The 26,970-nt window shown below is 67.6% G+C and carries 24 protein-coding genes, 1 pseudogene and 2 riboswitches; of the genes and pseudogenes, 6 read left to right on the top strand and 19 right to left on the bottom strand.

What is annotated here, in order from left to right; translation table 11 throughout:
- Positions 1-29: 29 nt before the first annotated feature.
- The 14 genes and pseudogenes from FB476_RS14985 to FB476_RS14925 form a co-directional block, all read right to left on the bottom strand.
- Complete coding sequence (locus tag FB476_RS14985; protein WP_170233678.1) at positions 30-716, bottom strand: polysaccharide biosynthesis protein; 687 nt, start codon at positions 714-716, stop codon at positions 30-32.
- A gap of 207 nt (positions 717-923) precedes the next feature.
- On the bottom strand, positions 924-1,766 hold the full coding sequence (locus tag FB476_RS14980; RefSeq protein WP_141820815.1) for a hypothetical protein: 843 nt from the start codon (positions 1,764-1,766) through the stop codon (positions 924-926).
- A gap of 4 nt (positions 1,767-1,770) precedes the next feature.
- Positions 1,771-2,640 carry a CpsD/CapB family tyrosine-protein kinase gene (locus FB476_RS17020; RefSeq protein ID WP_238329821.1) on the bottom strand — a complete coding sequence of 290 codons (870 nt, stop codon included), beginning with the start codon at positions 2,638-2,640 and terminating at the stop codon, positions 1,771-1,773.
- Positions 2,641-2,931: 291 nt separating this feature from the next.
- Positions 2,932-3,183 (bottom strand): annotated as a pseudogene (locus FB476_RS17255) (Wzz/FepE/Etk N-terminal domain-containing protein); the annotation flags it as partial.
- A 54-nt stretch (positions 3,184-3,237) separates the two neighbouring features.
- Positions 3,238-4,404, bottom strand: coding sequence for a nucleotide sugar dehydrogenase (locus FB476_RS14970; RefSeq protein ID WP_141820811.1), 1,167 nt, complete (start codon positions 4,402-4,404; stop codon positions 3,238-3,240).
- A 53-nt stretch (positions 4,405-4,457) separates the two neighbouring features.
- Positions 4,458-5,186, bottom strand: a complete 729-nt coding sequence (locus tag FB476_RS14965; protein ID WP_141820808.1) for an O-antigen ligase family protein — start codon at positions 5,184-5,186, stop codon at positions 4,458-4,460.
- A 431-nt stretch (positions 5,187-5,617) separates the two neighbouring features.
- On the bottom strand, positions 5,618-6,979 hold the full coding sequence (locus FB476_RS14960; RefSeq protein ID WP_170233677.1) for a phenylacetate--CoA ligase family protein: 1,362 nt from the start codon (positions 6,977-6,979) through the stop codon (positions 5,618-5,620).
- Complete coding sequence (locus tag FB476_RS14955; protein ID WP_141820804.1) at positions 6,979-7,869, bottom strand: lipopolysaccharide biosynthesis protein; 891 nt, start codon at positions 7,867-7,869, stop codon at positions 6,979-6,981. Before FB476_RS14955 ends, FB476_RS14960 begins: the two co-directional genes overlap by 1 nt.
- 435 nt (positions 7,870-8,304) lie before the next feature.
- A complete protein-coding gene (locus tag FB476_RS14950) occupies positions 8,305-9,480 on the bottom strand; it encodes a glycosyltransferase family 4 protein (protein ID WP_170233676.1) in 1,176 nt (391 codons plus the stop codon).
- Positions 9,477-10,451: an NAD-dependent epimerase/dehydratase family protein gene (locus FB476_RS14945; RefSeq protein ID WP_141820800.1), complete on the bottom strand. Its 975-nt coding sequence runs from the start codon at positions 10,449-10,451 to the stop codon at positions 9,477-9,479. Before FB476_RS14945 ends, FB476_RS14950 begins: the two co-directional genes overlap by 4 nt.
- Positions 10,448-11,413, bottom strand: coding sequence for an NAD-dependent epimerase/dehydratase family protein (locus FB476_RS17250; protein WP_141820798.1), 966 nt, complete (start codon positions 11,411-11,413; stop codon positions 10,448-10,450). Before FB476_RS17250 ends, FB476_RS14945 begins: the two co-directional genes overlap by 4 nt.
- Positions 11,414-11,418: 5 nt before the next feature.
- Entirely contained in the window at positions 11,419-12,393 is a 975-nt protein-coding gene (locus FB476_RS17245; RefSeq protein WP_141820795.1) for an MraY family glycosyltransferase, read from the bottom strand.
- Complete coding sequence (locus FB476_RS14930; RefSeq protein ID WP_238329820.1) at positions 12,390-14,237, bottom strand: polysaccharide biosynthesis protein; 1,848 nt, start codon at positions 14,235-14,237, stop codon at positions 12,390-12,392. The genes FB476_RS17245 and FB476_RS14930 overlap by 4 nt, the downstream gene beginning before the upstream one ends.
- Positions 14,238-14,314: 77 nt before the next feature.
- Complete coding sequence (locus tag FB476_RS14925; protein WP_141820793.1) at positions 14,315-14,599, bottom strand: DUF4235 domain-containing protein; 285 nt, start codon at positions 14,597-14,599, stop codon at positions 14,315-14,317.
- A 37-nt stretch (positions 14,600-14,636) separates the two neighbouring features.
- Positions 14,637-14,743, top strand: a riboswitch (TPP riboswitch).
- On the opposite strand from FB476_RS14925, the gene FB476_RS14920 reads away from it, so the two are divergent.
- The 6 genes from FB476_RS14920 to FB476_RS14895 all read left to right on the top strand — a co-directional run bounded on the left by FB476_RS14920 (position 14,744) and on the right by FB476_RS14895 (position 21,326).
- Entirely contained in the window at positions 14,744-15,904 is a 1,161-nt protein-coding gene (locus tag FB476_RS14920) for a thiamine ABC transporter substrate-binding protein (protein ID WP_141820791.1), read from the top strand.
- 262 nt (positions 15,905-16,166) lie between these two features.
- Positions 16,167-16,271, top strand: a riboswitch (TPP riboswitch).
- The gene (locus FB476_RS14915) at positions 16,262-17,971 is read left to right on the top strand and encodes an ABC transporter permease (RefSeq protein ID WP_141820789.1); all 1,710 of its coding nucleotides are present in this window, start codon (positions 16,262-16,264) and stop codon (positions 17,969-17,971) included. It overlaps the preceding riboswitch by 10 nt.
- A gap of 10 nt (positions 17,972-17,981) precedes the next feature.
- On the top strand, positions 17,982-18,974 hold the full coding sequence (locus FB476_RS14910; protein ID WP_141820787.1) for an ABC transporter ATP-binding protein: 993 nt from the start codon (positions 17,982-17,984) through the stop codon (positions 18,972-18,974).
- A gap of 145 nt (positions 18,975-19,119) precedes the next feature.
- The gene (locus FB476_RS14905; protein ID WP_170233674.1) at positions 19,120-19,749 is read left to right on the top strand and encodes an RDD family protein; all 630 of its coding nucleotides are present in this window, start codon (positions 19,120-19,122) and stop codon (positions 19,747-19,749) included.
- Positions 19,750-19,885: 136 nt separating this feature from the next.
- On the top strand, positions 19,886-20,464 hold the full coding sequence (locus FB476_RS14900; protein WP_141820783.1) for a carboxymuconolactone decarboxylase family protein: 579 nt from the start codon (positions 19,886-19,888) through the stop codon (positions 20,462-20,464).
- Positions 20,457-21,326 carry an RNA polymerase sigma-70 factor gene (locus tag FB476_RS14895; protein WP_238329819.1) on the top strand — a complete coding sequence of 290 codons (870 nt, stop codon included), beginning with the start codon at positions 20,457-20,459 and terminating at the stop codon, positions 21,324-21,326. Before FB476_RS14900 ends, FB476_RS14895 begins: the two co-directional genes overlap by 8 nt.
- 10 nt (positions 21,327-21,336) lie before the next feature.
- Here FB476_RS14895 and FB476_RS14890 read toward each other — a convergent pair whose 3' ends face one another.
- The 5 genes from FB476_RS14890 to FB476_RS14870 all read right to left on the bottom strand — a co-directional run bounded on the left by FB476_RS14890 (position 21,337) and on the right by FB476_RS14870 (position 26,864).
- On the bottom strand, positions 21,337-22,014 hold the full coding sequence (locus FB476_RS14890) for an RDD family protein (RefSeq protein ID WP_141820781.1): 678 nt from the start codon (positions 22,012-22,014) through the stop codon (positions 21,337-21,339).
- Between the two features lie 9 nt (positions 22,015-22,023).
- On the bottom strand, positions 22,024-22,278 hold the full coding sequence (locus FB476_RS14885) for a hypothetical protein (protein WP_141820779.1): 255 nt from the start codon (positions 22,276-22,278) through the stop codon (positions 22,024-22,026).
- 378 nt (positions 22,279-22,656) lie between these two features.
- Complete coding sequence (locus FB476_RS14880; RefSeq protein ID WP_141820777.1) at positions 22,657-23,370, bottom strand: class E sortase; 714 nt, start codon at positions 23,368-23,370, stop codon at positions 22,657-22,659.
- 65 nt (positions 23,371-23,435) lie between these two features.
- On the bottom strand, positions 23,436-25,463 hold the full coding sequence (locus FB476_RS17015) for a hypothetical protein (RefSeq protein ID WP_238329818.1): 2,028 nt from the start codon (positions 25,461-25,463) through the stop codon (positions 23,436-23,438).
- A 78-nt stretch (positions 25,464-25,541) separates the two neighbouring features.
- Positions 25,542-26,864, bottom strand: a complete 1,323-nt coding sequence (locus tag FB476_RS14870) for a hypothetical protein (protein ID WP_141820775.1) — start codon at positions 26,862-26,864, stop codon at positions 25,542-25,544.
- Positions 26,865-26,970 lie beyond the last annotated feature (106 nt).

The raw sequence follows: 26,970 nt of genomic DNA, 5'->3' as shown, positions 1-26,970 counted from the left end.
GAGGACGATTTGTCGGACAGAGCCGCGAGTCACGGGACGGCTGGGAAACCTGGGGCGAAGAGCCCCTGCGGTGACGGGCTGTCGGCCGTGGCGTCGACGACGACGCCGTCGAACCCGCTCGCGGTGACGGAGAGCAGCTGGCGGCACACCTCGGCCAGTCCCGCGGCGGCCGTGCGGCGTCCCGAGGGGCGCTCGCCGAGCCGGACCGACAGGTAGCGACCCATCCCGTCGCGCGCCCACCGTGCCGTCATCTCCTCGGCCATCTGCAGCGTCTGCCCGAGCACGCTGCCGTTGTCGGCGGCGGCGCTGGAGGAGACGTGGACGAAGAGCCCGACGCCGGCGAGGGTGGAGGCCTCGAGGACGTTGCGGGTGCCGTTGACGTTGGTCAGGAAGCCCTCGCGCGGGAAGTGCTCGAGCAGCCCCCGGTCGGAGAGCATCGCGGCGTGGAAGACCACGTCGGGGTGCACCGGGCCGACGAGCTGGCAGAGGGCACCCAGGTCACGGATGTCGCCGAGCAGCAGGTCGTGCCAGCGGGCGGGGGAGGGAGCGGGCAGCGACAGCCAGGACTCCATGAGCCGGCTGTCGTCGTGGTCGAGCATGACCAGCCTCGCCGGGTTGTGCAGGGCGATCTGCCGACACAGCTCGGCGCCGACGCTGCCGCCGGCACCGGTGACGAGCACCACCTTGCCCTCGATCTGCTCGCGCACGCCGTCCACGACGTGTTCGGTCAGTCGAGCCTGTTGACCGCCAGATCCATCGCCCCGTCGATGCTGACGCCACCGTCGCAGATATCGCACGGTCAGCCTTCCTGCATTGGCGCCGAGTCACGGTTCGGCGCCTTGAGGACAGGATATTCGCACGGCCAGCAAGAACTCCGCCACCCCTCCGGGATGGGAGTGGCAGATGAGGTATGTGGTGCGCGCTCAGCCCTGGTCGACGGCCTGCTGGAAGGCCCGGGCCCACTGCTCGGCGGTGGGGTTGGCCGGGGCGACGATCCGCAGGTCGACGACCGCGACGCGGTCGTTGTTGTCCTGCGCCCACGACAGGATCGCGTCGCCGACACCGGGCTGGTAGAGGGCCTCGGGACCGACCATGACGAGGACGGGCACCTCGTCGTCGACCTCGGCGACCAGGGCGTCGAGGCCCGCGGGGATGTCCTCGTTGGCGCTGCTCAGACCCATGCTGACGAGGACCGCGTCGGGCTCGGTCGAGGCGGAGACGAAGCGGTCGTAGCGCTGCGCCGCGGCGGCGATGGTCGAGCCGGCGCGGCTGGCGCTCCAGACCGTCAGGGGGGCGTCGCCGGTGTCGGAGAGCACGATCGGGTCGTTGAAGGCGACGTCGGCCGCCTCGCCCCAGTGGTGGATCTGCACCGGGCGTTGGCCGCCGAGGCCGGCGGCCCACAGCTGCACCCACTGGGAGGGCAGGTGGCTGTAGCCGTCACCGATGACGAGCAGGTCGGCCTCGCCCTGCCAGGCACGCACCCAGCCGCCGACGCTGGCGTCCAGCGGCTCGGCGGTCTCGGTGGGCTCGACCGTCTCCTGGTCGGAGTCGCCGCCCGTCTCGGTGGCGACGTCGCTGTCCGGCGGGGCCGAGCTCGTCGCCGCGTCGTCGTCGCCCGCCGCCGCAGGTGTGCCGGTCACACCGGTGCCCCCCTGGAGCGAGGGATGGGGTCGACCGACGCTCCACACGGCGAAGGCGGACATGCCGAGGGCCAGCGCGGCGAGCCCGGCGATCACCGCGTTCTGGATCCGGGCGCTGAGCGCCACGACCTCAGCCCTTGGCGCGAGACCGCTGGCGGCGCGAGGACCTGGACCGCCGGCGGTTCTCGGCGGGGGTCTCGGGGCGATAGCTCTCGTAGGAGTACGAGTAGGCGTCCGGCCCCTTGATCGGAAGACGGTTGAGCACGAGACCGAGGATATTGGCATCCACGCGCTCGAGGGTGGTGATCGCGCGGCCCAGCGGGTCGCGGTTCACCACGCCCGCGCCCACGACGATCATCGTGCCGTCGACGACGGTCGACAGCACGGCGGCGTCGGTGACCGCCAGGACCGGCGGGGCGTCGATGATGACGTAGTCGAAGTCCCGCGCCAGGCGCTCGAGGAGACGCTCCATGGCCGCCGAGCCGAGCAGCTCGCTCGGGTTGGGCGGGATGGCGCCGCAGCCGAGCACCTGGAGCCCGCCGACGTAGGGCTGCAGCACGTCCTCCGGCTCGACGCGACCGACGAGGATGTCGGTTAGGCCGGCGGCGCTCTCGAGCCCCATGTATTCGAGCATCCGCGGACGGCGCAGATCGCCCTCGATGAGGCAGACGGTGGCTCCGGTCTCGGCCATGGTCAGCGCGAGGTTGACGGACGTCGTGCTCTTGCCCTCACCGGGGACGGTCGAGGTCACCAGCAGCGTGCGCGCCGGGTCGTCAGGGTTGACGTAGAGGAGGTTCGTCCGAAGCGCGCGGAACGCCTCGGAGCGTGGGCTGTGCGGGTCGATCTCGAGGACGAGCGGGTGGTCCGGGGCGTCCTTGTCGAAGGCGATGGCGCCGATGACGGGCTCGTCGGTGACGCGCTGGACGTCGGCCTCTCCCTTGACCCGAGCGTCGAACAGGTCACGGACTAGACTAAGGCACCCGCCGGCGAGAACACCCAACGCAAGGGCCAAGGAGAAGTTGCGAACGAGATTGGGACTTGCGGGCGTGGTAGGGGCTGTCGCCGGTCGCGTAACCGTGGCCTTGACAGCGCTTGTTCCGGTCCCAACTCGTTCTAGATCCTCCACTGCGGACGAGAACTCGGCAGTGACGGCGTTAGCGATCGTTGCCGCCTGAACGGGATCGCGATCGGTCACAGAGACGTCGATTAGTACTGTCTCGGGCGGAACCGTGGCTGTCACGCGCTGGGCGAGGCTGTGGGAGGACTCGCTAAGGCCAAGCGACGCAACCACTTCGTCAAGAACTAGTGGAGTGGAGATGATGTCTGCGTAGGTGGTCACTTGGCGTTGGGTGAACGATCCTCCCTGAGCCAGGTCAGAGACGCTATCTCCGCCGCCAGTCGATATATAGAGTTGGGAAGTAGCTAGGTATTCGCGCGGGCTCACGGCAGTCAACACAGCAGCCGCAGCGACAATCACGAGAATGGTCGCCACAAATGTCCGCCATGCTCTTCTCAAGACGCGCCAATAGTCATTCAGATCCATGACAAATCCTTAGGAGGTAGATATTTCCAACTCTCACGTTACATCTAGTTGGGCCTAGTCGCGGCTGTAGAGGTCGCGGGTGTAGAGCTTGGGGCCGAAGCCGCGGGCGGTGTCGTCGAGGCGGTTGGCGATGATGACGTCGCTGGCGGTGGTGAACTCGGCCAGGTCGGCGAGAACGCGGGCGCCCTGGAAGGTGTCGGTGTCCAGGGTGGGTTCGTGGATGACGATCTCGATGCCGCGGGCCTGCAGGCGGGACATGACGCCCTGGACGGAGGAGGCGCGGAAGTTGTCCGAGCCGGCCTTCATGATGAGGCGGTAGATCCCCACGGTGCGGGGGTGGCGCTCGGCGATGTCGGCGGCGATGAAGTCCATGCGGGTGGTGTTGGCCTCCACGATCGCGGTGATCAGCGTCTGCGGCACGTCGCCGTAGTTGGCCAGCAGCTGGCGGGTGTCCTTGGGCAGGCAGTAGCCGCCGTAGCCGAAGGAGGGGTTGTTGTAGTGGTCCCCGATGCGGGGGTCCAGGCCCACGCCCTCGATGATCTGCCTGGTGTCCAGGCCGCGGGTCGCGGCGTAGGTATCGAGCTCGTTGAAGTAGGCCACCCGCATCGCCAGGTAGGTGTTGGCGAACAGCTTGATCGCCTCGGCCTCGGTGGACCCGGTCAGCAGCACCGGCACGTCCTTGTCCAGCGCGCCCTGCACGAGCAGGTCGGCGAACATCCGCCCGGCCCGGCCGGTGTCGCCGACGATGATGCGCGAGGGGTGCAGGTTGTCGTACAGCGCCCGGCCCTCGCGCAGGAACTCGGGGGAGAACAGGATCGTGGCGCCGGGGTGCTCGGCGCGGACCCGCTCGGTGAACCCGACCGGGATCGTGGACTTGATGACCACGACCGCCTCGGGGGCGTGGGCCAGGACGTCGACCAGGACCTTCTCCACGCTGGAGGTGTCGAAGAAGTTGGTCTCGGTGTCGTAGTCGGTCGGGGTCGCGATGAACACGACCTGCGCGCCCTCGTAGGCCTGGCCCGGGTCGGTCGTGGCGGTCAGGTCCAGGCCGTTGTTGGCCAGGTAGTCCTCCAGCTCGGGGTCCACGATCGGCGAGCGCCGCGCGTTGATCAGCTCCACCTTGGTCGGGTCGATGTCCAGCGCCACCACCTCGTGGTGCTGCGCCAGCACCACGGCGTTGGACAGTCCCACGTAACCGGTCCCGGCGACGGCGATCTTCAATTTATGCACAGCAAACTCCCCGAGTCTCGAAATAAATTGCGATGACGACGCGACTATCTAGCGCCGAGTCCCTTAACGGGGCTCGGTCCGACGCGCGCAGGATCTGCGGCAGCTGCAATAACGCAGGCCAGAAACAGCCAGAATACTAATCTTCGCGCCGAGAACCCCGCCAGGCCGTATCCAGCCAAGTACATAACACAGGCGAACAACATGGGCGAAGAACGGGCACGCCACGCTATCAGGACGAGGATGGAAACGAGCGAGAACAGGCCCAGCATGCCACCCACAGCCCAGATATCCAAGTACATGTTGTGGAACTCTTCCGTGCCTCCACCGGCGTGATATCCCGGCCCCAAACCCACGATGGGGCTTGTATCGAGAACAACATCGAAGGTAAGCCACAACTCAAGTCGTCCATAGCCGTTAGCATCCGCAGCCAAGAAGGAATCGATCCCATCCAAGACCCAGTCAAAGGCGGCCACGCAGACGAGGGCACCAAGCAGCACGAGAAACGGCCCCTTGTCGGATGTGCGCAATACTTGCGCGGCGACGGTCGCGCCAGCGCCTATTGCGACAGCAGCCAGCATCGTGCTCGAACCCGTGGCAAAGCCAACGATCAAGCTGAGTCCGCACACAGCAGCCCATGCGAACCTAGCCCTGCCCTCTTTGGCTGCGAAGGCTGAAGCGCCGGAAAAGATCAGAGTGCCGCCCATCAACAGACTCAACTGGTGTGGGTTGTCCGCCAAACCGCTGTAGCGGTCTTCTGAATACCAGAGCTTCACCCCCAGAAGTGTGTCCGAGAAGGTGAGGGAATAGGCGAATATGGCCCCTTGGAGTATTGTGGCCCAGACAACAGCGCGACGCAGAAAAAACATTGGCGAAGATGGTGGATAGGCCACGACACCGAGGAAGACGAAGCCCAGGTAGAGCCAAGTAATGCTTGATCTTGCAACGGCCCCAAAATCGGCATCCGCGAAATATCCGGCTAGAAGTACTCCGAGAAGGAGTCCGCACCAAGCCAAAAGTAGACCTCGCGGCAGGCTACCCTTCGTCCCCGACAGGAACCGGAAGGCCACCCACAATAGGGCCGCTATCTCACCTGGCCCAACTAGCCCTATGCGCAGACTCGTCATAGGAGCACAGGCCAGAGCAAGAATAAGAAGCCACTCGCTCCGGGGCGTGCGGTCGGCGGGGAGCCGAAGGCTCACCGTCTTCACTTCGGCTCGACCTCGTTGAGGATCAATCGCTTCTTGCCGCTCTTTGCCCGCTCGATGGCGGGCACAACGGATATCTCTAGAGTCGTCCCCCGATCGAACTTCGAAGCAAATTCGTTGCGCAGGATCTGAAGGTGCGACTCCTCAAAACGGCTCTTGTCCACGACAATGAGGATATGTACGGCACCGATTCTTACTTGGCGCAACTGGGCTTCTATAACGCTGTTCGGAACATTCTTGAAGATGTTGGCCACGTTGCCCGCCTGAATCTTCGCACCATCAGACCTGTACAGAAAGTCATTACCGCGGCCGTGGATAGTACGGATAATAGGAGTCCACCGACCGCACTCGCAGCTCGCAGTCTCACCAAACTCTATTGAGTCACCTATTGCGTACCGAATCAGGGGGGTCCCGCTCGTTTGGATGCTGGTGACTAGCATGTCGCCATGTGGCCCCGCTTCAAATACCCCAGTGACAGGTTCGACGTGAAGCGTCCGAGCTTGGCACTCCGTGATGAAGGGAGCGCCTTCACTTGACGAGTACTGGTTGAAAACGGGGGCGCGGAAGACGCGTTCGATGACGCGACGCCCATCCTCGTCGACCATCTCCGAAGTGGGAAAGATCGCTATGGGAACGAAGTTCAGGCGCTTCCCACTTCGCTCGACGTACTTCGCGACTTCAACGATGGACGAGAAGAATCCATCGATAGACTCCGGCCTAAAATCGTTCAGTGCATCTACGTAACTTCCTAGGTTGGATTCAGTTACGTGGAAGCTAGACATAATTAGCTGCCTTACAGCTGCGTTGTAGCGCCAATATGGCGGCCGAGAAGCGTCGGCGTGAACGATGTGTTTGCCATTGAAAGTCACGCGGCGCATCTGTCGGTTCTCGAAACCGACACGGGCCTTGAAGTGGTCGAGAATCGCCATACGCAATTGCATGTCATGCATGCTCATGCGGACGACAAGCGACTTTCCCGTTGTTCCCCCTGTGTGCAGTTCAACGCTGTCTCGGGCGCTCAGGGTGTAGGCATCCTCTACGTTGGCGCGCAACTCTTCCTTGCCGAGCTCCGGAACGGCCTGAAGCGTCGCTCCAGTAGGGCGGAAGCTGTCAGGCAAGTGGCGATACTTGTGGGCGTAAAACTTCGCTGAGCTGCGAGCGTGCTGAAAAAGTCCGTCGAGAAGCGCCCACTGGACCCGCTCTAGTTCTGGCCAAGGGTACAGGTCCAGTTCAGGAAGTGCCGCCCTGGCCGATCTGTACACGCGGCCGTATCTGGACGGGTGGTTCCTCCACCCGGCAGCCGTGACTGCAACAGACTGAAGTCTGGGGGGTAGTGAGAAGTACAGATCCTGGGGCTTCATCACGACACTCTCTTTTCGTTCTCTCGCAGGTTGGGGATCAATATCGCAACAAGCACGAGACATCTAGTTAAGATGGCTGCTGCGGTCATTGCCGATGCGCCGACCAGCGCGTTTATGGGAACTAGGCAGATGGCAACTAGTGCCATTGCCGGCAGACACGCGACCGCAGATATCCACTGGGTGGAGTAGCGGTTCATCGCGAGCAGGGCCAAAATGATGCAATTCTCGATCGCTAAGCCAACAATTGTGCAGGCGACGATCCACGGCACCAGTGCGCCCGTATCGAACGATGGTCCGTATATGAGTGCAACGAGGGGTTGGAGACTGATACCAAGCACAGGGAAAGCAGCGAGCGCAGGGGCGAGCATCGTCAACCAATACGGCATGAAATTGGGTGTGGCGCCCGAGGAAATTGCTGCTAGGACCCGATGGCGGACTTTACCAAGCACAGCCTGCTGGCTCGCCATGAAATACAAGTTGGCAAAAGTCACGAAATACTGCACCGTCGCATAGATGCCCGCCGCTTCGAGATGGTCATTCGCGGAGAGAATGAGCACTGGAGCGTAGGCGACTAAAGACACGACTGCTTGCGCTGCCGCAAGCGGGAACCCATGCATGACGAGCGTGCGGGCGGCGCGCACTTGGCCTTGCTTATCATGTTGAAGAGCGTCCACAGAACCGCGTGTCGCCATATAGACTGCCACCACAAGAGATGTGGCGGCTGAGGCTATGACAGCGAGTTCTGCTGGATAACCCAGGGCGATGACGGTCAGGGAACCCGCAGAGCTCAGGAGCGCATTGATCCAGGCGCTCCCAGCCGCGAGATTGATGCGGCACTCGACCAGTGCCCGTGCGGTATAGATGTCGAGGACGGAGTCCGCCACCTTCATTAGCGCTACGCTGACCAACACCCGACGCCAAGGCCCTTCGAGGAGCAAGCCAGCAGCGACGCAGCCGCTAAGAAAGATTCCCATCGCCACAAGTCGGAGTCCGAGGAAGACTCGGAAGGCTGGCCGATAGTGCAAGGATTGCATCAGGGGCCTTAGCGCCAGTTCCAAAAGTGCGACCGCAGGCGCGGTGGCACCGAGCGCAACTGCGAACATGCCGCTTCCTGCCGGCCCAGCGGTCAGCGTGAAAGCGAGAAGAAGGAGCCATTGCGAAGCAGACCGCGCCACACTTCCCGACATAAGCAGTGCAGGATCGCGTAGGGCAGGGAGGGCGGGCCTAAAGGAGGCGAGTCGCACGGCTAACTGGTTTCCTGATGGGTGGCATTACTGTCGTGGGCCATTGAGATCTGCTTGATCGATTGCTCTTCAGAGATTCCATCAGAGGCCGGGGTGGGGTCGGGATGGAATTACTTCCGCATAGACTGAGAACGTGTCAGACACGACGCGCTCCACGGCAAAGTTGGCAGCGACGTGGCGTCGGCTTGCGGCGCCCATCGTCTGGCGTAGTGCGTGGTCCTCGGCGAGGCGTCGCACTGCGGTCGCTAGGGCCTCCGAGTCGCCCGGTGGGACGATGAAGCCCGTGACTCCATCTACCACCGTCTCTCGGCATCCGGGCGTGTCCGTTGTAATGATCGGCAGGCCGCACGAGCCTGCTTCTAGAAGAGCCTTTGGGAGCCCTTCTCCGTATGTTGAGGGGAGCACGGCAACATCGATACCCTGCAGGGTTTCCGGCATGTTCGTTCGGTGGCCCCAGAGTTCCACCAGACCCTCTTGTGCCCATGCGTCCAGCGCCTCTTGGGGGACGGCTGAGGGATTGTGCTCATCTGGCTGTCCGATGAGGACAAACCTCGGGGCTGGTTCCACAATGCCACGCACTATTCCGGCGGCTTCGACGAAGCGGGACACGCCTTTATCCTCGTTCAGACGAGCTGAGAGTCCGAAGACGACAGGTTTATTCATTGTGTCGGTGTCGGTGCCGGCGTCTGAGTGTTTGGGGATGAACTGGGAAGTGTCGACACCCGAGCCCCGAATGAGACGGATGAACTGACCCGTCCCTTGAATCTGGGTGAGGGTTCTTGCGTCGTCTGGATTCTGCACGATGGTCCGAGAGCGGGAGCCACTGAGGCTCTTGCGCAGGAGTGCTTTGACTAGTGGCTTGAGCGTCCGTGCCTTCGGACTCTGCGAAGAAAAGACGAAACCTAAGCCAGCAAGGGCGTTAACTACGGCAGGCTGAGGTCGCATCACGCGGGCCGCGAGCGAACCGTAGAGAACTGGCTTCATTGCGACATGGTGGACAATGTGGGGTCGGACCTCCCTATAGATCCGAAGGATGTCGCGGAGTGTCCTAAGATCCTCTAAGGGGTTAAGACCGCTGCGCGCGATGTGAATGTTATGAACGTGGAATCCCATTTCCGCCAGAGGGGGCGAACCGGTGTTTAGCCGCGTGAGGACGTGCACCTCCCACCCCCGACGCTGCGCTTCGAGGGCCAAAGGGAGGCGGTGGGAGGCGAAGTACCAGTCTTCCGTGACAAAGAAGACAATGCGGGTCGTCACGCGTGGATCCCATCCTTGTGCGTTTGCTGAGCCCAACACCACTGCTTCGCCAATCCGTCGGCGAGCGGGACCAACGGCCGCCATCCCGTGAGGTTGCGGATAACATCTGTGGTCCCGCCGGTGCGACGGACGTCCCCCGCGATGCTCGGGAGAGTTCGTACGTCGAAGTCCAAGCTCAAGTCCGTCTTCAACAGGGATATCACGTCCTTGAGGCTGACAGTGGATCCACCCGAAACGTTCATAACGGTTCCCGGTGTCAGCGGTAGCACGGTTGCGCGGTGCACTGCGTCAACGACGTCATCGACGAACGTGAACTCACGAAGTTGGGTACCGTCGCCGTATACGGGGATCGGCGTTCCGTCCAGAATGTGCCTGAAGAACTTCGTGAAGGCCATGTCAGGCCGTTGACGGGGACCGTAGACCGTGAAGAAGCGCAGGCTGCGAGTCGGTACGCCGAAGTTGCTCGCGTAAAGCGACGCGAGATGCTCTCCAGCAAGCTTGGTGACTCCGTAGGGACTGAAAGGTTGGGTTGTCCCGGCCTCGCTGGAGGGGAACGTGGCCGCGTTCCCATATACGGAGGAGGAAGACGCGTAAACAAAAGACTTCAGATCGGGCAGGGCTCGTGCAACTTCGAGGAGTCGCTGTGTTGCGCTGACATTGGCGTGCGTGTAAAGGTCAAACTCACTACCCCACGAGGCCCGTACGCCGGGCTGTCCCGCCAAGTGGACGATATGGTCAAGCCCCTCGAACTTAGAGACATCCCTCGTCAGAACATTCACGTCCTCTTCAAGGAACTTGAAGGCCGGATTCCTCAGTAGTTCCCTGGCATTGGCCTGCTTGAGTTCCGGAGAGTAGTAGTCAGTGAATGAGTCAACGCCCGTCACCGAATACCCGTCATCAAGTAGTCGCTGGCATAGGGTCGATCCAATGAAGCCAGCAGCGCCGGTAACTAGAATGTTCGCCGAAGTCATGAGGAGTCCTTATTTTTCGGAGGTGAGGTGGGTCGTGTGGTTGCAAGGGCAACCACCATCTGCGTCCATGCGTCGGGCCCGGCAGGAGGTTTCCAAGAATGCTCAGTCAACCAACTCGGTGCCTGCTTCTGACCGAACCACAGCATGTGTAGCCGGCGGGCATTAGGAGCGAGGCTCGGGGATCGTGCGGCAAGACGGAGCATTCGATCGATGGGAGTGGCTAAGACCTCGGGAATGCGTCGAGGCGGGCGCCCGGAGGCAAGCATGGTTAGAAAACTCGCAGTCGTCCAGCCTTCGTAGGGGTGGACCACAGTGCTGGGCGGCGGAGTTGTAGTAGTTGATAAGAACGCAATGGCGTCCGCCACATTTTCGATATGTGCTTGCGGGGTCGGCCGGTCTCCCGGCGCCACGACGGTGGAGAGCGGCGAATTGGCAATCCAGAACAGGGACCGTGTGATGCGGCGGCTTGGGGCGTGTACAGATGGCGGGCGGTAGCAGACCCGTAGCGTGTTGTGTTGCGGCGGAGCATGCACGGTGCGCTCACCCAAAGACTTACTGAGTGCGTATGGAGAATGTGCCGCCGAGGGTGCACTGGTGTCCAACACGGCCTTGCCACCCTGGACAACTGCGCTGCTGACGTGGACGAAGCGCGGTATATGGGCTACCTCCGCAGCGGCGACAAGAATGCCTGGAAGGGCTGCGTTAGCCCCGAAGAGCATCGGGCTCTCCCCCGCGGAGGCGTCGGGTAGTCCTGCGCAGTTTACGAGGGCGCCCGAGCCTGCCACCGCGTCAGCAAGAGCTTCGACAAGGGCGGGTGAGTTGCGCCAAGCGGTTGAGGCACCTTCTCGAGTTGAGGTGATCCTTGGGGCTGGAAGTCGGATCACCCTGTGACCCGAAGCTTCCAAGCGTGCCGCTACGTGGCTGCCAACGAAGCCCGAGGCGCCAACTACTGAGACAGTCATGGAACTCACCGCACTCCCGCCCTCACAGATGAATCTTTGCGCCTTGGGCGAACGAGAGCGCCTAAGCCTAAATAGCAACCAACATACAGCGTGGTGCCCAGAGCGGCGGTCCTAACGCTCTTGGTGGATGCGTGCGCGATGCCGGCCGAACCGGCGGCGTGAAGGGCGGCCACCACGATGTGGGGATACCCGGCATCTACGAGCTTTTGGTAAATGTGCTCACGGTGCGGCTCCATGAGTGGTTCTCCGGCGGCGGCGCGACGTACAATGGCCTGCGCCGCATCGACCCCATACAGCATGAGGGGGGCAGCGGCTCGGTAACGTGCCGGCCACGTGTCGCAGCTCAGGATGCCGGCTGTCATGGCTGCACCAAGGGCGTAACTGCCCGCGTCCCCCAAGAAGATTCGGGCCCTAGGAGCATTGTGGGGGAGGAAGCCCAAGCCCGAGCCGGCGACTAGAGCCCCGATCCTTCCCAAGTCTTCGCTCTCGTCCTCCAAGGTCAGAGCATTCAAGCCCCAGGTTATGGCCGTCAACGAAGATATTCCGTTGATTCCGTCCATGAAGTTAACTACATTGACGACGCCGGTTGTTGTTACAGCTCCCACAATGCGGTCCCACGTGCCAGTGCTGAACGTGAGGGCCCCAGTGGTTGCTTGGGTCGCCAGGCGAACTGCTTGGGGGACGTGCCCCGTAGCATCGTCAATCCAACCGACGATTCCAAGAGCGGCTATGCCCACACAGCGAGCAGAGCGCGGTGCTACCCGAGTCAACCCAGCGACCGCTGCAGCACCCACCAAGGCTGCTAGTCCGCCCCCTCGCGGGATTGGTGTGGTGTGTGATGAGCGGTGGTTCGGTACATCCAATCTGCCCCGGCGCTCGAGTATATATCGAAGAGGGTAAGTAAGGGCCGTGGTCGCAAGCGCTGCCCGCGCAATCGTGCTTCGTCCGTTCTTATTCCGTTGGAGAGGAGCGGAAGTCATGACGTTAGACAGTGGGCGCGAAGAGCATGAGTAACCTCGGCGGATCGTGCTTGATGCAATGCGGGCAGGTGCCCCGGGTTCGTTGCAGGGACAGCCACCGCGGTCATGAGCGGGTGCCCAGTCTCCAAGTGGTTCTCGCCGTCTGTGAAAAGAACTTCAGTGAGCTTTTCGCCGGGGCGGAGGCCGGTGAACTGAATTTCGATCTGCTTACCGGACAGGGCGATTAGTTCACGGGCAACGTCGACGATCTTGACTGGGGTACCCATGTCGAGGACCATCACTTGGCCGTCGCGACCGATGGCGCCAGCCTGTAGCACGAGCTGACAGGCTTCCGGAATGAGCATGAAGTAGCGCTCCACGTCTGGGTGCGTCACGGTGACTGGGCCACCCTGCCGGATCTGTTCGGTGAAAGCGGGAATGACAGATCCACGAGACCCGAGAACATTGCCGAAGCGCACTGAGACATATCGGCCAGGCTGGGTGGCTGCGTAGTGCGCGGTGAGTCTTTCGGCAACTCGCTTGGAGTAGCCGAGAACCGAGGTAGGGCTGGCGGCTTTGTCGGTCGAGATGTTGACGAAGGTCCCCACTCCCGCGCGAGCCGCCGCGTCGAGGACGTTGAGGGTGCCAAGGACGTTCGTCTTCCACGCTTCTGCGGGGTAGCGCTCTAGAAGGCTCAGGTGCTTGAGTGCGGCGGCATGGAAGACGACGTCAGGCTTGATTTCGGTGAAGTGCTCGAGCAGGGTGTCATCGTTCCGGATGTCGGCCAGCAGGAGGTCCTCCCCATGGAGGAGCGCTCGCCCCGTGAGGCTGAGCTGGGCTGCGTGCAGTGCAGATTCATCTCGGTCGAGCATGACGAGCCGGGCAGGGTGGAATGCGGAGATCTGCCTGCAGAGCTCGGAGCCGATCGAGCCGCCCGCGCCGGTGACCAGGACGACCTTGCCCGTGATGTGCTCCGAGATGGCGTGCTGGTCGAGCTGGACGGCCCGCCGGCCGAGCAGGTCCTCGAGGTTCAGGTCGCGGAGGTCCGTGGAGCTCGGGTCGCTCTGGCGCATCCACTCCTCGATCGGGGGGAGCATCTTGATCTGGAGGCCCAGGTTGCGTGCTTGCTGCTGGATCTCTCGCAGAAGTTCGGGCTTGGCGCGCGGGATCGCGACGGCGACGTAACGTGCCTTGGTGGCTTCCGCGATGCTCGCGAGGTCACGACGGGTTCCCATGACGCGGACGCCCTCGATCTTGAGGCGGCGCTTCGACCGGTCGTCGTCCAGGAGCGCTACGGGAGTGAATTGCGCCTGGTCGTCGTGCAGCATGTTGTGCACGAGTCGCCGACCGGCCAGGCCGGCACCGAGCACGATGACCTTCTCGCCACTCGGGTTCTTCGCCATCCGCTGTGCGCGGTAGGTCCGAACCGTGAACCGGACGGCCAGCATCAGGACGATCGCCAGCGCGGGTGCGAGAACCGCAACGGACCGGGGCAACAGCATGTCCGCCGGCGTGGCCCAAGCGACCGCTACAAACAGGGCGCCTGCGATCACGGCTGTCTTCACGACGGAGGTGACCTCGTCGAAGCTGCCGCGCATGTGTCGGACCATGTACGGCCCCGTCAGGATGCCAACGGCGGCATGCAGGGCTGCCGCGATCAGGGCAGAAAGCCAGGCATTCGCCTGGGCGAAGAGATCTGGGTTGACGGCCAGGCGGGTGAAGAGGCTGACGAGTACTGCAACCGCCCAGCAGGCGCTGTCGGTGGCAATCCACAGACCTCGGACAACTGCCTCACGGGCAGGGCTGCGTCGGCCAAACTTGGATTCGGAAACGGGTGTGGACGGGTCCAGACCATTTTGCGGCATGCCAAAATCCCCTCGAGTGGCACGACTTATGGGACGTCCCCATGATGCCTTATGGGCTGTAGCAGAACAAAGTGCTCCTAGTCGTTTGTGGCGTTTGCCACACGCTGCGGCGACCTGCCGCTCCCCTTGGCGACCAGCCTGGTGGCCTGCCGGTTGGCCACCATGCGGGCCAGTCCGACGATGACACCAGACAGCACGGCGAAGGCGACGGCCTCCTTGATGTCGATGTCCGGGTCGTCAGGGTTCTCGGGGGAGGCGCTCCCGGTCACGAACTTCCACGTGGTGTCCGTGGTCTTCTTGGCGACGATGCCCGCCAGCACGGCGGCGCCGGCGGTCAGGAGCTTGGCGGCGAGAGTACCCATGGCTTCGATCCTGCCACAGCAGTGCTAGCGTCGAGAGCGGAAACGACAGGGGAGCGCCGCAAGGGCGCTGAGAGTGCGGCGGTGCCGCAGACCCTTGAACCTGCTCCGGTTAGCACCGGCGAAGGAAGTCAACGAGGAGACGACATGCCCCGATCCACCACCCGTGCCCTTGCCGCGGTAGCCGTTCTCGCGCTGCCGCTGAGTGCCTGCTCCCTCACCGGTGGAGGCGATGACGAGACCCCCTCGCCCAGCGTCACGGCCACTCAGGGCGAGGACAGCGCGGAGCCGAGCTCGGTGCCGGACGACACCGAGGAGACCAGCGAGCCGGCCGAGCCGCCGAGCGACCCCGGCACCGTCGTGCTCGTCACGCACGACTCCTTCAACCTGCCGGACGAGCTGGTCGCTCAGTTCGAGGCCGAGTCCGGCTACGACCTGCAGATCCAGCAGTCCGGTGACGCCGGCGAGCTCACCAACCAGCTCGTGCTGACGGCGGGCAACCCGGTCGCTGACGCCGTCTTCGGCATCGACACCACATTCGCCAGCCGTGCCGTCAGTGAGGGCGTCCTCGCCTCCTACACCTCGGACGGCCTGCCTGAGTCCGCGGAGGAGCATCTAGTCGAGGGTGCGTGGGACCGGCTGACCCCGGTGGACTACGGCGACGTCTGCGTCAACGTCGACAACGTCTGGTTCGCCAACAACGGCATCGCCCCGCCCACCTCGCTCTTCGACCTCACGAAGCCGGAATACAAGGACCTCTTCGTCACCCCGGGGGCAACCACCTCCAGCCCCGGCATGGCCTTCCTCCTCGCCACCATCGGTGAGTTCGGTCCAGGTGAGTGGCAGGGCTACTGGGAGGACCTCATGGCCAACGGGGCCAAGGTGACCAGCGGATGGACCGACGCCTACACCGTCGACTTCACCGCCGGTGGCGGCGACGGTGACCGGCCGATCGTCCTTTCCTACGCCTCCAGCCCGCCCTTCACGATCCCCGAGGGTTACTGGCAGCCGACGACGAGTGCCCTGCTCGACACCTGCTTCCGCCAGGTCGAATACGCCGGGGTCCTCGAGGGTGCCGCCAACCCGGCAGGCGCCGAAGCCGTCGTCGACTGGCTGGTCAGCCCCGAGGTCCAGGCCGCCATACCGGACAACATGTTCATGTATCCCGTGGACGACCAGGTTGTCCTCCCCGAGCTGTGGGCCCAGTGGGCGCCGCTGGCCGAGCAGCCGATCAGCGTGCCGCCCCGCCAGATCGAGGCCGAGCGGGAGAACTGGCTGCGCGAATGGGCGGACATCGCCACCGGCTGAGCCCCTCCAGCCACTCCGGTCCCAACTTCGCCGATTTGGGCCCTGTCCTAGGTCCAAAGGCCCTAGGCGCCCTCTAACTTCGATCCTACGGTCGAGGTGCTCGGGGGAGGACCAGGAGAGGCGACCAATGCAACGGTGCATCGTTCACGGCTGCGACGGCGATGCCGTCGTGCAGTACGGCGGCAGCTTGCTGTGCCCGACCCATGCGGTGGAGGTCGACGCCGAGTTCGGCTGAGGCGCCCGCGCGACGTAGGGTGGTCGTGACCAACGACAGGGGAGCGCTCCGGCGCTGAGAGTGCGGCTCGACCGCAGACCCTCCGAACCTGCTCCGGCTAGCACCGGCGAAGGAAGTCGCGCATGACACTGCCCGCGGCGTCGCACCCGACGCCTGCACCCACCACCCGCCCCCGGCGGACGGCATACCTGACCGGGCCCGGCCTCGCGCTGGGCGCGGCGGCCCTGGTGCCGCTGGCCTTCCTGGCGGTCTTCTTCGTGCTGCCCGTCGGCGGCATGCTCGCCCGCGGGTTCCTGCCCGACGGCAGCCTCGACCTCTCCGGCGTCCCCGACGTGCTCGGCCGCGCCCGCACGCTGCGGGTGCTGTGGTTCACGCTGTGGAGCGCCGCCGCCGGCACCGTCCTCACCCTCGTGCTGGGGCTGCCGGTCGCCTTCGCGCTCTACCGGCTGCGCTTCCCCGGCCGCGGGCTGCTGCGTGCGGTCGTCGTCATGCCGTTCGTGCTGCCGACCGTCGTCGTCGGCGTGATGTTCCGCTCGCTGCTGTCCAAGGGCGGCCCGCTCGGCGCCCTCGGCTGGGACGGCACCTGGGTGCCGATCCTGCTCGCCTTCGTCTTCTTCAACCTCGCCGTCGTCGTGCGCACCGTCGGCGGGCTGTGGGAGGGGCTGGACCGGCGGGCCGAGGAGTCCGCCGCCGCCCTGGGCGCCTCGCCCTGGCAGGTATGGCGCACCGTCACCCTCCCGGCCCTCGCGCCGGCCGTGGTGTCGGCGGCCACCCTCGTCTTCCTCTTCTGCTCCACGGCGTTCGGGGTGGTGCTCACCCTCGGCGGCCTGCGCTACGGCACCGTCGAGACCGAGATCTACCTGCTGACCACGCAGTTCCTCGACCTGCAGGGTGCCGCGGTGCTCTCGGTGCTCCAGCTCGTCGCGGTCGTCGTGCTGCTGACGCTGGCGGCCCGCACCCGCCGCTCCCGCGAGCAGAGCCTCAAACGGGTCGGCGCCCGCGCGGCCGCCCGCCGCCCCCGGCGGCACGACATACCCGCCCTGGTCATGACGGGTGTCGCGGTCGTCTTCGTGCTGCTGCCGGTCGGCACCCTCGTCGTCCGCTCGCTGCGGCGGGGCGGGGCCTGGACGCTGGCCAACTACCGCGCCCTCGCCGACCCCGACTCGACCCCGGTGCTGCGGGTCAGCGTGACCGAGGCGGTCGCCAACTCGCTGCGCGCCGCCGTCGACGCCACCGTGCTCGCGATGGTGCTCGGGGTGATCGTCGCCCTCGTCGTCTCCCGCCGGCCGCGCTCCCGCTGGTGGTCGGGAGTGGTCTCGACGCTGGACGGGGCGTTCATGCTGCCGCTGGGCATCTCGGCGGTGACCGTCGGCTTCGGCTTCCTCATCACCCTCGACCGGCCGCCGCTGGACCTGCGCTCCTCGCCGATCCTGGTGCCGATCGCGCAGGCGATGGTCGCGCTACCGCTCGTGGTGCGCACCCTCGCCCCGGTGCTGCGCTCGGTCGACCCCCGCCAGCGCGAGGCCGCCTCCGCCCTCGGCGCCGGCCCGTGGCGGGCGGCGTGGACCGCCGAGGCGCCGGTGCTGGCGCGGCCGCTGCTGGCCGCCACCGGCTTCGCCTTCGCGGTGGCGCTGGGCGAGTTCGGGGCGACCGCCTTCCTGGCCCGCCCCGACCGGCCCACCGTGCCGGTCGTGATCTACCAGCTCATCTCCCGCCCCGGTGCCGAGCACCTGGGCATGGCCCTCGCCGCCAGCGTCATCCTCGCGCTCGTGACCGTCACGGTCATGGGCGTCGTCGAACGCCTGCGCGTGGGCTCGGTCGGGACGTTCTGAGGAGGACCAGATGCTGCAACTGACGGACGTGACGGTGCGCTTCGGCGCCAAGACCGCGGTCGACCGCGTCTCGCTGACCCTGGAGGAGGGCTCGGTGCTCGCGGTGCTCGGGCCCTCCGGGTGCGGCAAGTCGACCCTGCTGCGCGCGATCGCCGGCCTCGAGCCGCTCGCCGCCGGCACCCTCACCTGGGGCGGGCGCGACCTCGCCGGCGTGCCCACCCACGAGCGCGGCTTCGCGCTGATGTTCCAGGACGGCCAGCTCTTCGCCCACGCGACGGTCGCCGACAACATCGCCTACCCGCTGCGCCTGCGCCGCGTCGGCCGGGCCGAGCGGGAGCGCCGGGTCGCCGAGCTGCTCGAGCTCGTCGGACTGCCCGGCTACGGCCCGCGCCGCACCCCCACCCTCTCCGGCGGCGAGCAGCAGCGCGTCGCGCTCGCCCGTTCGCTCGCGGCCGACCCCGCCCTGCTCCTGCTCGACGAGCCGCTCTCGGCGCTCGACCGCTCGCTGCGCGACCGGCTCGCCGGCGACCTGCGCGAGATCCTCGTCGAGACCGGCACCACCGCGGTCATGGTCACCCACGACCACGACGAGGCCTTCACCGTCGCCGACCGGATGGCGGTCATGCTCGACGGCCGCATCGCCCAGGAGGGCGACACCGCGCAGGTATGGCGTGCGCCGGTCTCCCGCGAGGTCGCCTCTTTCATCGGCTATGGCACGTTCCTCGAGGGGGCGTCGGCCGACCGGGTGATGTCGGCGGCGGGTGGGGCCGGGCCTCGCGACGGGACGGTGGCGCTGCGGCGCAGCGCCCTGCGGGTCGACCCCTCCGGTGCCCTCTCGGGGACGGTGTCGCGGGCCGTGACGACCTCCGACTCGGTGCTGCTGACGGTCGATGTCGACGGGGTCGGGCCGGTCGGTGCTCTCGGCGACGACCCGTCCCACGAGGCGGGGGAGCGGGTGCGGCTGAGCGCGGATGCGCGCGGCACGGCATACCTGCCGGTGTGAGGGCGGCCGCCCGGGCCCTTCCCAGCCCGGCCGAACCTCGCTAGGGTGCCGGTGGCCTGACCTGCGTCGATGGGGGCGCCGGGGCCGGGGGCGTCACCGTGGACGCCGCGGCGGGCCGACGCACCGAGCACAAGGGGTATGTCCGATGACCGAACCGACCACGCCGCAGTCGACTCCCGGCGATCCGACGCCGGGCTACGGCGCACCGACGCCGCCGCCTCCCAGCGGCTGGCAGCCGGCACCCGCACCGCCGACCGGCTCGCAGTTCTCCCCGGCGCCGGGCGTCGGCCGCCCCGCCGAGCTGATGGACCGCTTCCTGGCCCGACTCATCGATCACGTGATCATCGGCGCCGTCAACATGGTGCTGGTGACGACGATCATCATCGGGTCGGTCCTGGGCGGGGGCGGCGGCCTCTTCGGCAACGGGCTGACGTTCTTCCAGAGCCTGATCAGCGCGGTGCTCTCCGTCGCGATCTCGCTGGGCTACTTCGCCTATCTCGAGTCCACCCGCGGGCAGACCATCGGCAAGATGATCATGAAGCTGGAGACCCGCGACGCCGCCGGCGGTCGGCCCTCGATGGAGCAGGCCGTGAAGCGCAACGTCTACCTCGCCGCCAGCCTCATCTCGGTCGTGCCGTTCATCGGCCCGGTGATCGCCTCGCTGGCCCAGATCGCCGCGGTCGTCACGATCGCCCTCGGCATCAACTCCGACACCGCCGGCCGCAAGGGCTGGCACGACAATCTCGCCGGCACGCAGGTCGTCAAGGTCGGCTGACCGCACGTCCCGTGACAGAGGGTGACGGCCCGGGCCCGCGCGGCCCGGGCCGTCCGTGTGTCACAGATCCGGCTCCGCCGGTGTCTCCATGTCAGCGGGGTCGTCCGGCCCCGCCCGGCGAGAAGGAGAACCGACGATGACGACCACCACCGAGCGCCGTGCCGCGATCCGCGTGCCGGTCGAGGAGCCGCGGGGCGTCCTGGGCCGGTTGATGCGGTGGTACTCCCGCCGCACCTACGGCGACGTCCTCGACAACGGCCTGGTCCTGTGGCACCACAAGCGCGCGCTGGTCGCGACGCTGCTGCACGAGAAGCAGATCGAGCGTTTCGACGCGCTGCCGCCGGGGCTGCGCACGCTGGCCGAGCTGCGGGCGGCGACGCTCATCGGCTGCTCGTGGTGCGTCGACTTCGGCTCCTGGCTCGCGCACGGCCGCGGCCTCGACCTGGAGCACCTGCGCGAGGTGGTCCGCTGGGAGGAGTCGGACGTCTTCGACGAGACCGAGCGGCTGGTGCTGGAGTTCACCGACGCCGCGACGGCCACCCCGCCGAACGTCACCGACGAGCTCGTCGCACGGCTCACCGACGCCGTGGGCGTGTCTGGCGTCGTCGAACTTGCCAAGATGGTGGCCGTGGAGAACGAGCGCTCCCGCTTCAACCACGCCCTGGGCCTGACCAGCCAGGGCTTCTCCGACCGCTGCGAGCTGCCCGGTGACTGACCCCTGGGTCGAGCACCGCGACCTGCTCTTCACGGTGGCCTACGAGATGCTCGGCTCCGCCGCCGACGCCGAGGACGTCGTGCAGGAGACGTGGGTGCGCTGGCGGGAGGTGGACCGTGCCGAGGTGCGCGACCCGCGGGCCTACCTCGTGCGCATCACCACCCGCCTCGCGCTCAACCAGCTGCGCACCCTCGCGCGGCGCAGGGAGAGCTATGTCGGGCCGTGGCTGCCCGAGCCGCTCGTCACCACCCCCGACGTCGCCGAGGACGCCGAGCTCGCCGACGCGGTCTCGCTCGCGATGCTCTTCGTCCTCGACCGGCTCGCCCCGGTCGAGCGCGCGGTCTTCGTGCTGCGGGAGGTCTTCGGTCTGGAGTATGCCGAGATCGCGGCCGCCGTGGACCGCTCCCCGGAGGCGGTGCGTCAGGTGCTGATCCGGGCCCGGCGGCGGCTGCAGGAGGAGCGTCCGCCGCCGGCGGCTCGCGCTGCCGAGACCGCCGACGTGATGCGGCGCTTCCAGGCCGTGACCAGCGGGCGGGCCGAGCTGCAGGACCTGCTCGACGTCATCTCGCCCGACGTCGTGCTCCTCACCGACGGCGGCGGCGCGGTCAAGGCTGCGCTCCAGCCGATCCGCGGCATCGAGAAGGTGCTGCGCTTCCTCCAGGCCGTGACCCCCGACGACCCGACGATGGCCGGCGACCTGGTGCTCGTCAACGGGCTGCCGGGCCTGCTCGTCCGGCAGTCCGGCGAGGTGACGCTCACCGTCAGCGCACGGATCGAGGACGGCGTCGTCACCGAGCTCTACCTCGTGCGCAACCCCGCCAAGCTGGAGAGGGTGGGCGAGCCGGTGCGGCTGCGGCGGTGAGGGCTGGGCCTCAGGGCTTGAAGAGGTCCTTGCCGAACTTGGCCTTCGGGTAGCCGGCGACCACGCTCGAGCTGACGATCTTGTCGTGCAGCGCCTGCTTCTTCTGGGTCCAGAACGGGCACAGCACCGCGACGATGCCGAGCACGCCACCGGTGATGCCGAACATCATGAAGAGCACGAACGCCCGGAGCAGGCCCACCGGGCCGCCGAGGGTCGAGCCGTCGCTGTCGCGCACCACCCGCAGGCCCATGAGCGCCTTGCCCGGCGACTGGCCCTTGCTGCCGTTGAGCCAGGCGATCCAGGCCGTGGCGGCCAGGAAGACCAGGCCACCCAGGTCGTCGTCGATCCCCATGACGACCATCGCCGGGATGAACGCGATCAGCCAGTCGACGAAGGTCGCGGCCACGCGCTCGCCCCAGTCGGCGTAGCGGATCTGCGGGCTCAGGTTCGACGCCGGTGCCGGCGCGGGAGCGGGCTGCTCCTGCACCGGTTGCTGCACGGCATAGTGCGGCATGACGCCGTCCTGCGGACCCGGCTGCGCGGCGCCCGGAGGCGGCGGCACGTAGGACGGGATCGGCGACGCGGCCTGCCACGGCGGCGGCTCGGTCGGACCCGTCATCGGCGGCGGCTGCGCAGGGCGGCCCGAGGGCGCGCCGGAGTACGGGTCCTGCGGCGGGGGCCAGGTCATGACGACAGGCTAGCGGGGACCGGCGAGGCGCCGGTTGGCGCGCCCGCCGCGGCGGTCTCCCGCGATGAGGGAGCGTCCGGCGCCCTTCGCCGAGTAGGTGCTCAGGACGGTGCCGTCGTTGGACACCACCTTGACCGTGCCCCCCTCGGGCGAGCACAGTCGCCGCGCGTATCCCTCGGCACGCAGCCGGTCGCTGCGGAAGAGCAGCGCCAGCTCAGCCCCCACCTCGTGGACGTTCCAGCCGCCCGCGAAATCCTGCTGCACCACGAGATTTTTCATGGCATTCCTTCACCCGAGGACGCGGCCACCCCATGGTCGCGTCGAGGGCTGAAGTATGACACGGGCATGGCCATTCTTTTAGGGCATCTTTACGTTCTCTTTACACGCGTCCGGGGTATGTCAGCGTTGGTCTGACTGCAGCGACGGGGTTGGACGGGGTCGCCGGGCCATAGCGGAGGTCGGCTTTCCGCACTGTTGCTTGGGTGTGTGGTTGAACGTGACACGACCTGTCTGGTACTGCCAGGTGGAGGCAAGCAGCGCTTCACCCTTTCGAGCGTGGCGTCGCTGTGGCGGAGATCACGTCGGCGCGCCCGGTCGGCGGCAGCCGAGCGAGCGGTATGCAGTTGTGCGGGTCGACCTCCTTCAGCGGGTCGGAGCGAGCTCTGGGGGTGGACCGGACTCGCGCGGGACGGTGCGGTCGAGCACGGCATACCCGATGAGGCGCTGCCGTGCGCTGAACCGCGGGTGACATGTGGTGAGCACCATCCGCGCCTCTTCCGGCTCGACGCCGGGGGAGTCGGGGGTGGGTGCCAGAGGGGTGACGTCCTCGGGCACGGTGACGCGCGTCCCCTCGAACCGGTAGACGTGCCAGCCTTGCGCCGTCTCGACGACGACAGGCTCGCCGGGCTCGAGGTCGCCGAGCGCCCACAGCGGCCGGCCGTAGGTGGTGCGGTGGCCCGCCACGGCGTAGTTGCCGACCTCGCCCGGGGCGCCCGAGCCGGGATAGCGGCCCAGCACGCCCTGGTCGAGCACGTCGGCACCCACGCCCTCGAGGACGGGCAACTCCTCACCGATCGTGGGCAGGTGGACGATCGCCGGCCCAGGATCTGGCGCCGCCGCCTGCTCGGGAGCGGGTATGCCGTCGCCCGCCGCGGTGGGCGCGTCACCCGGTGCGGTGAGCACCTGGGCGCTGGCCGGCGTCGCCTCGAACTCGGCGCGCGCGGCCGAGACGAGCTGCTCGCCGTGCTCGGCGGCGCGGACGTCGGCCCACCACAGCTGGTAGGTCAGGACGCCGGCGCCGACCAGGCCTGCGGCCAGGGCGAGCCCGCCCAGGGCGCGGAGCAGGAGCGTGCGCATCGGAGCCTCCTCGGGGCTTTGCCCCGGCGCCGGCGAGGTGCCGGCGCCGGGGCGGATGGTGCCGATCAGACCTGGGTGCGGCGTGCGGTCCGCAGCAGCAGACCACCCAGCGCCACCAGGCCGAACGCCAGCAGCGCCAGCGGCATCTGCTCCGAGCCGGTCATGGCGAGCCGCTCGACGGGCGGGCCGGCGTAGCGGGCGTCGCGGTCGCCGGTGTCGGTGCCGTTGCCGTTGCCGGCGCCGTTGTCGGTGCCGGGGGTGCCGTTGTCACCGGGGGTGCCGGGCGTGCCGGGGGTGCCGGGGGTGCCGGGCTCACCAGGAGTGCCGGGGTCACCGGGCTCACCGGGCTCACCAGGAGTGCCCGGGTCACCGGGCTCGCCGGGGTCGCCGGGGTCGCCGGGGTCGCCCGGGTCACCAGGGTCGCCGGGGTCGCCCGGGTCACCCGGGTCGCCCGGGTCGCCGGGGTCGCCCGGGTCACCCGGGTCGCCCGGGTCGCCGGGGTCGCCCGGGTCTCCGGGGACGGCGACGGTGCACTCCGTGTCGGAGCCGCGGCCGATGATCACGAGGTTGTTGCACGAGACGTCGACCGGGACGGTGACCGGCAGCGTGACGACCACGTCGCCGATGATGTCGCCGATCAGGCCGCCGCCGTTGCCGCCGCCGGCGCTGACGTCACCCGGGACGGCCGAGCTCGAGTCGTCACCGGAGCACTCCGTGCTCGAGCCCTGACCGATGAGGGTGAGGTTGTTGCAGGTCACGTCCACCGGGACGTTGACCGGCACGGTGGCCACGACGTCGCCGACGATGTCACCGACGAGGCCGTTGCCGCCCTCGGTGCCGTTGTCGCCGCCGGTGGTGGTGTCACCGGTGCCGGCGGTGTTGGTGTCGTCGCCGGAGCAGCTCACGCTCGAGCCCTGTCCGAGGACGTTGACGTTGTTGCACGACAGGTCGACGGGGACGTTGACCGGCACGGTGGCGACCACGTCGCCGACGATGTCACCGACGAGGCCGTTGCCGCCCTCGGTGCCGTTGTCGCCGCCGGTGGTGGTGCCGCCGGTGCCGGCGGTGCTGGTGTCGTCGCCGGAGCAGCTCACGCCCGCGCCCTGTCCGAGGACGTTGACGTTGTTGCAGGACAGGTCGACGGGGACGTTGACCGGCACGTTGGCGACCACGTCACCGACGATGTCACCGACCAGCCCGTCACCCACCACGTCGTCGACGATGCCGCCGGTCGTGGTGCCGCCGGTGCCGGCGGAGCTGGTGTCGTCGCCCGTGCAGCTGACGCCCGCGCCCTGTCCGAGGACGTTGACGTTGTTGCAGGACAGGTCGACCGGGACGTTGACCGGCACGTTGGCGACCACGTCACCGACGATGTCGCCGACGAGGCCGTCACCCACCACGTCGCCGACGATGCCGCCGACCAGGCCGTCGTCCCCGACGACGCCGTCGACGATGCCGCCGACCAGACCGTCGCCGACCAGGTTGCCGGTCGGGTAACCGCCGGGTCGGGCGGCGGGCTCGACCGCCTCGAGCGTGGCTTCGGCGGCCTCGGACGGGGCCTCGACCACGTCCACAGGGGCCGCGGTCGGTGCCTCGGCGGCGGGTGCCTCAGCGGGGGCCTCGGGTGCCGGCGGGGGCGCCTGGGTCGCGACCTCGCCGGTGGTCGCCGTCGACGTGTCGTCCCCGCCGCAGGTTACGGCGTGGCCGCGCCCGATGATGCTGAGGTTGTTGCACGACAGGTCGATGGACAGGTCGACCGGCACCGTGGCCACGACGTCCTCGACGACGACGCCGACGATCGTGCCGCCGCTGCCGTCCGACGACCCCGTCGTGGTGTCTCCGGTGCTGGTCCCGCTGGTGCCGTCCCCGGTGCAGGACGTGCCCGTCCCTGTCCCGAGGATCGAGATGTTGTTGCACGACAGGTCGACCCCCAGCTGGGCGGGGACGTCGACCACGATGTCGTTGACGAGGTCGCCGACCAGACCCTGGGTCTGCATCGTGTCCTCCGTGGCCTGCGCGGCGGTGCTGCCGATCAGCGCGAGGCCACCGGTCGCGAGCGCCAGTGTGAGCGCACGCCGGAATGGGTGTTGCATGGCTTTCTCCTTGCTTGACGGATGGGGGCGCACGAGTGCGCCGAGGGACGTGCCGGCGTCAGGGCCGGCCGTCCTCCGTCAGGCAGGAGAGGTGGGGATGTCGCGATAGGGATCGCGCGGGGGCGACGTGTCGCCGTGGTGCACCGCGATGCCCGCCGTGGAAGGCGTCATCGCGAAGAGGTCTGCCGCGTCGCCGTCGAGGGCCGGACGGGCGGAGCTGCCGCCGCTGGCCGAGGACGACGCGGTCGAGGTGGCCGGCAGCTCGATGGGCGCCTGGCCCTGGCCGCGGTCGGCGGGGACGACGCGACGGTCGGCGTCGGGGTCGGAGTCCGTGGGTGAGCCGGCGGTGCCGAGGTCGGCGACGCTCAGGTCGGCGAGCCCGGCCGCGGCCGCGGTGAGGGCGGACGGGGTCGCCCAGACACCGAACCCGGCGGGCTCGCTGCTGGTCGGGATGTCGACCGTCTCGTGGACCGCGCGAGCGGCAGCCAGGTCGAGGGTCGTGCCCTCGGTGCCGGCCTCGATCGAGCCTGACTGCGGCTCGGGAGCGGCAGGGCTCTCGGAGGTGCCCGGTGCGGCGACCGGCTCGGTCGGCGACCCCGGCGACTGCGCCGGGTCGGAGCCGTCGACCGGCTCGTCCTCGACCGGCGGGGCCGGGTGCTCTCCGCCGGGCCGCGGGTCGGGGATGGTCTGCGAGGGCGGTTGGATGCCGGGGCCCGAGCCGGAGCCACCACCGGGGACCACGACGTCCTCGACCACGTCAACCACGTCGTCGACCGGACCGAGGTCGTCGGTGAGGTCCACGACGGGCTCGAGGGTCTCGAGGACCGGCGCGGTGATCGGGGTCAGCGGCTCCAGGATCGGGTCGGTGACCGGCCGGGTCACGTCGACGACGTCGCCGACGGTGCCCAGCACGGGGGTGGTGACCGGAGCGAGCACCGGGTCGAGCGCCCCGGTCACGGGCTCGAGGGCCCCGACCGCCGGCTGGGCGATGCCGGCGACCGGCTCGACGACCGCACCACCCACCTCGCCCACGACGCCGGTGACCGGGTCGAGGACCGGTGACAGCGAGCCGGTGACGCCGCCGACCACGCCCGTGACCGGGTCGAGGACCGGCGACAGCGACCCCGTCAGCTCGCCCACCGGGGCGAGGAGGGGGTCGGTGAGGTCGCTCAGGCCGTCGGTGATCGAGCCGAGCCCGTCCGTGACGGGAGCGAGCCCGTCGGTGACGGAGCCCACGGTCGAGCCGAGCGTCGAGGTGAGGGAGCCGAGCGGAGAAGTGGTCGATCCGTCGTCGGCGGAGGCGGCTCCGGCGGTCAGCGCGACGCCGGCGAGGCCGAGCCCCGCGGCCGCCACGACCCGACGGCAGGCTCGGGAGAGCGATGCTGGTCGTAGCCAGGTCATCTGCCCTCCCCTCGCGCCGGCGGAACCGTCGTTGTCCCCACCATAGACAGGCTTCGGCCGGTCGCGCAGAGACTTTGCCAAGTCTTTACGCAGGTCAGGGGGCTGA

It is taken from the genome of Ornithinimicrobium humiphilum, from assembly GCF_006716885.1.
GTDB classification, from domain to species: Bacteria; Actinomycetota; Actinomycetes; order Actinomycetales; family Dermatophilaceae; genus Ornithinicoccus; species Ornithinicoccus humiphilus.
The sequence above is the reverse complement of the archived record's forward strand: the minus strand, read 5'-3'. Positions and strand labels throughout refer to the sequence as shown.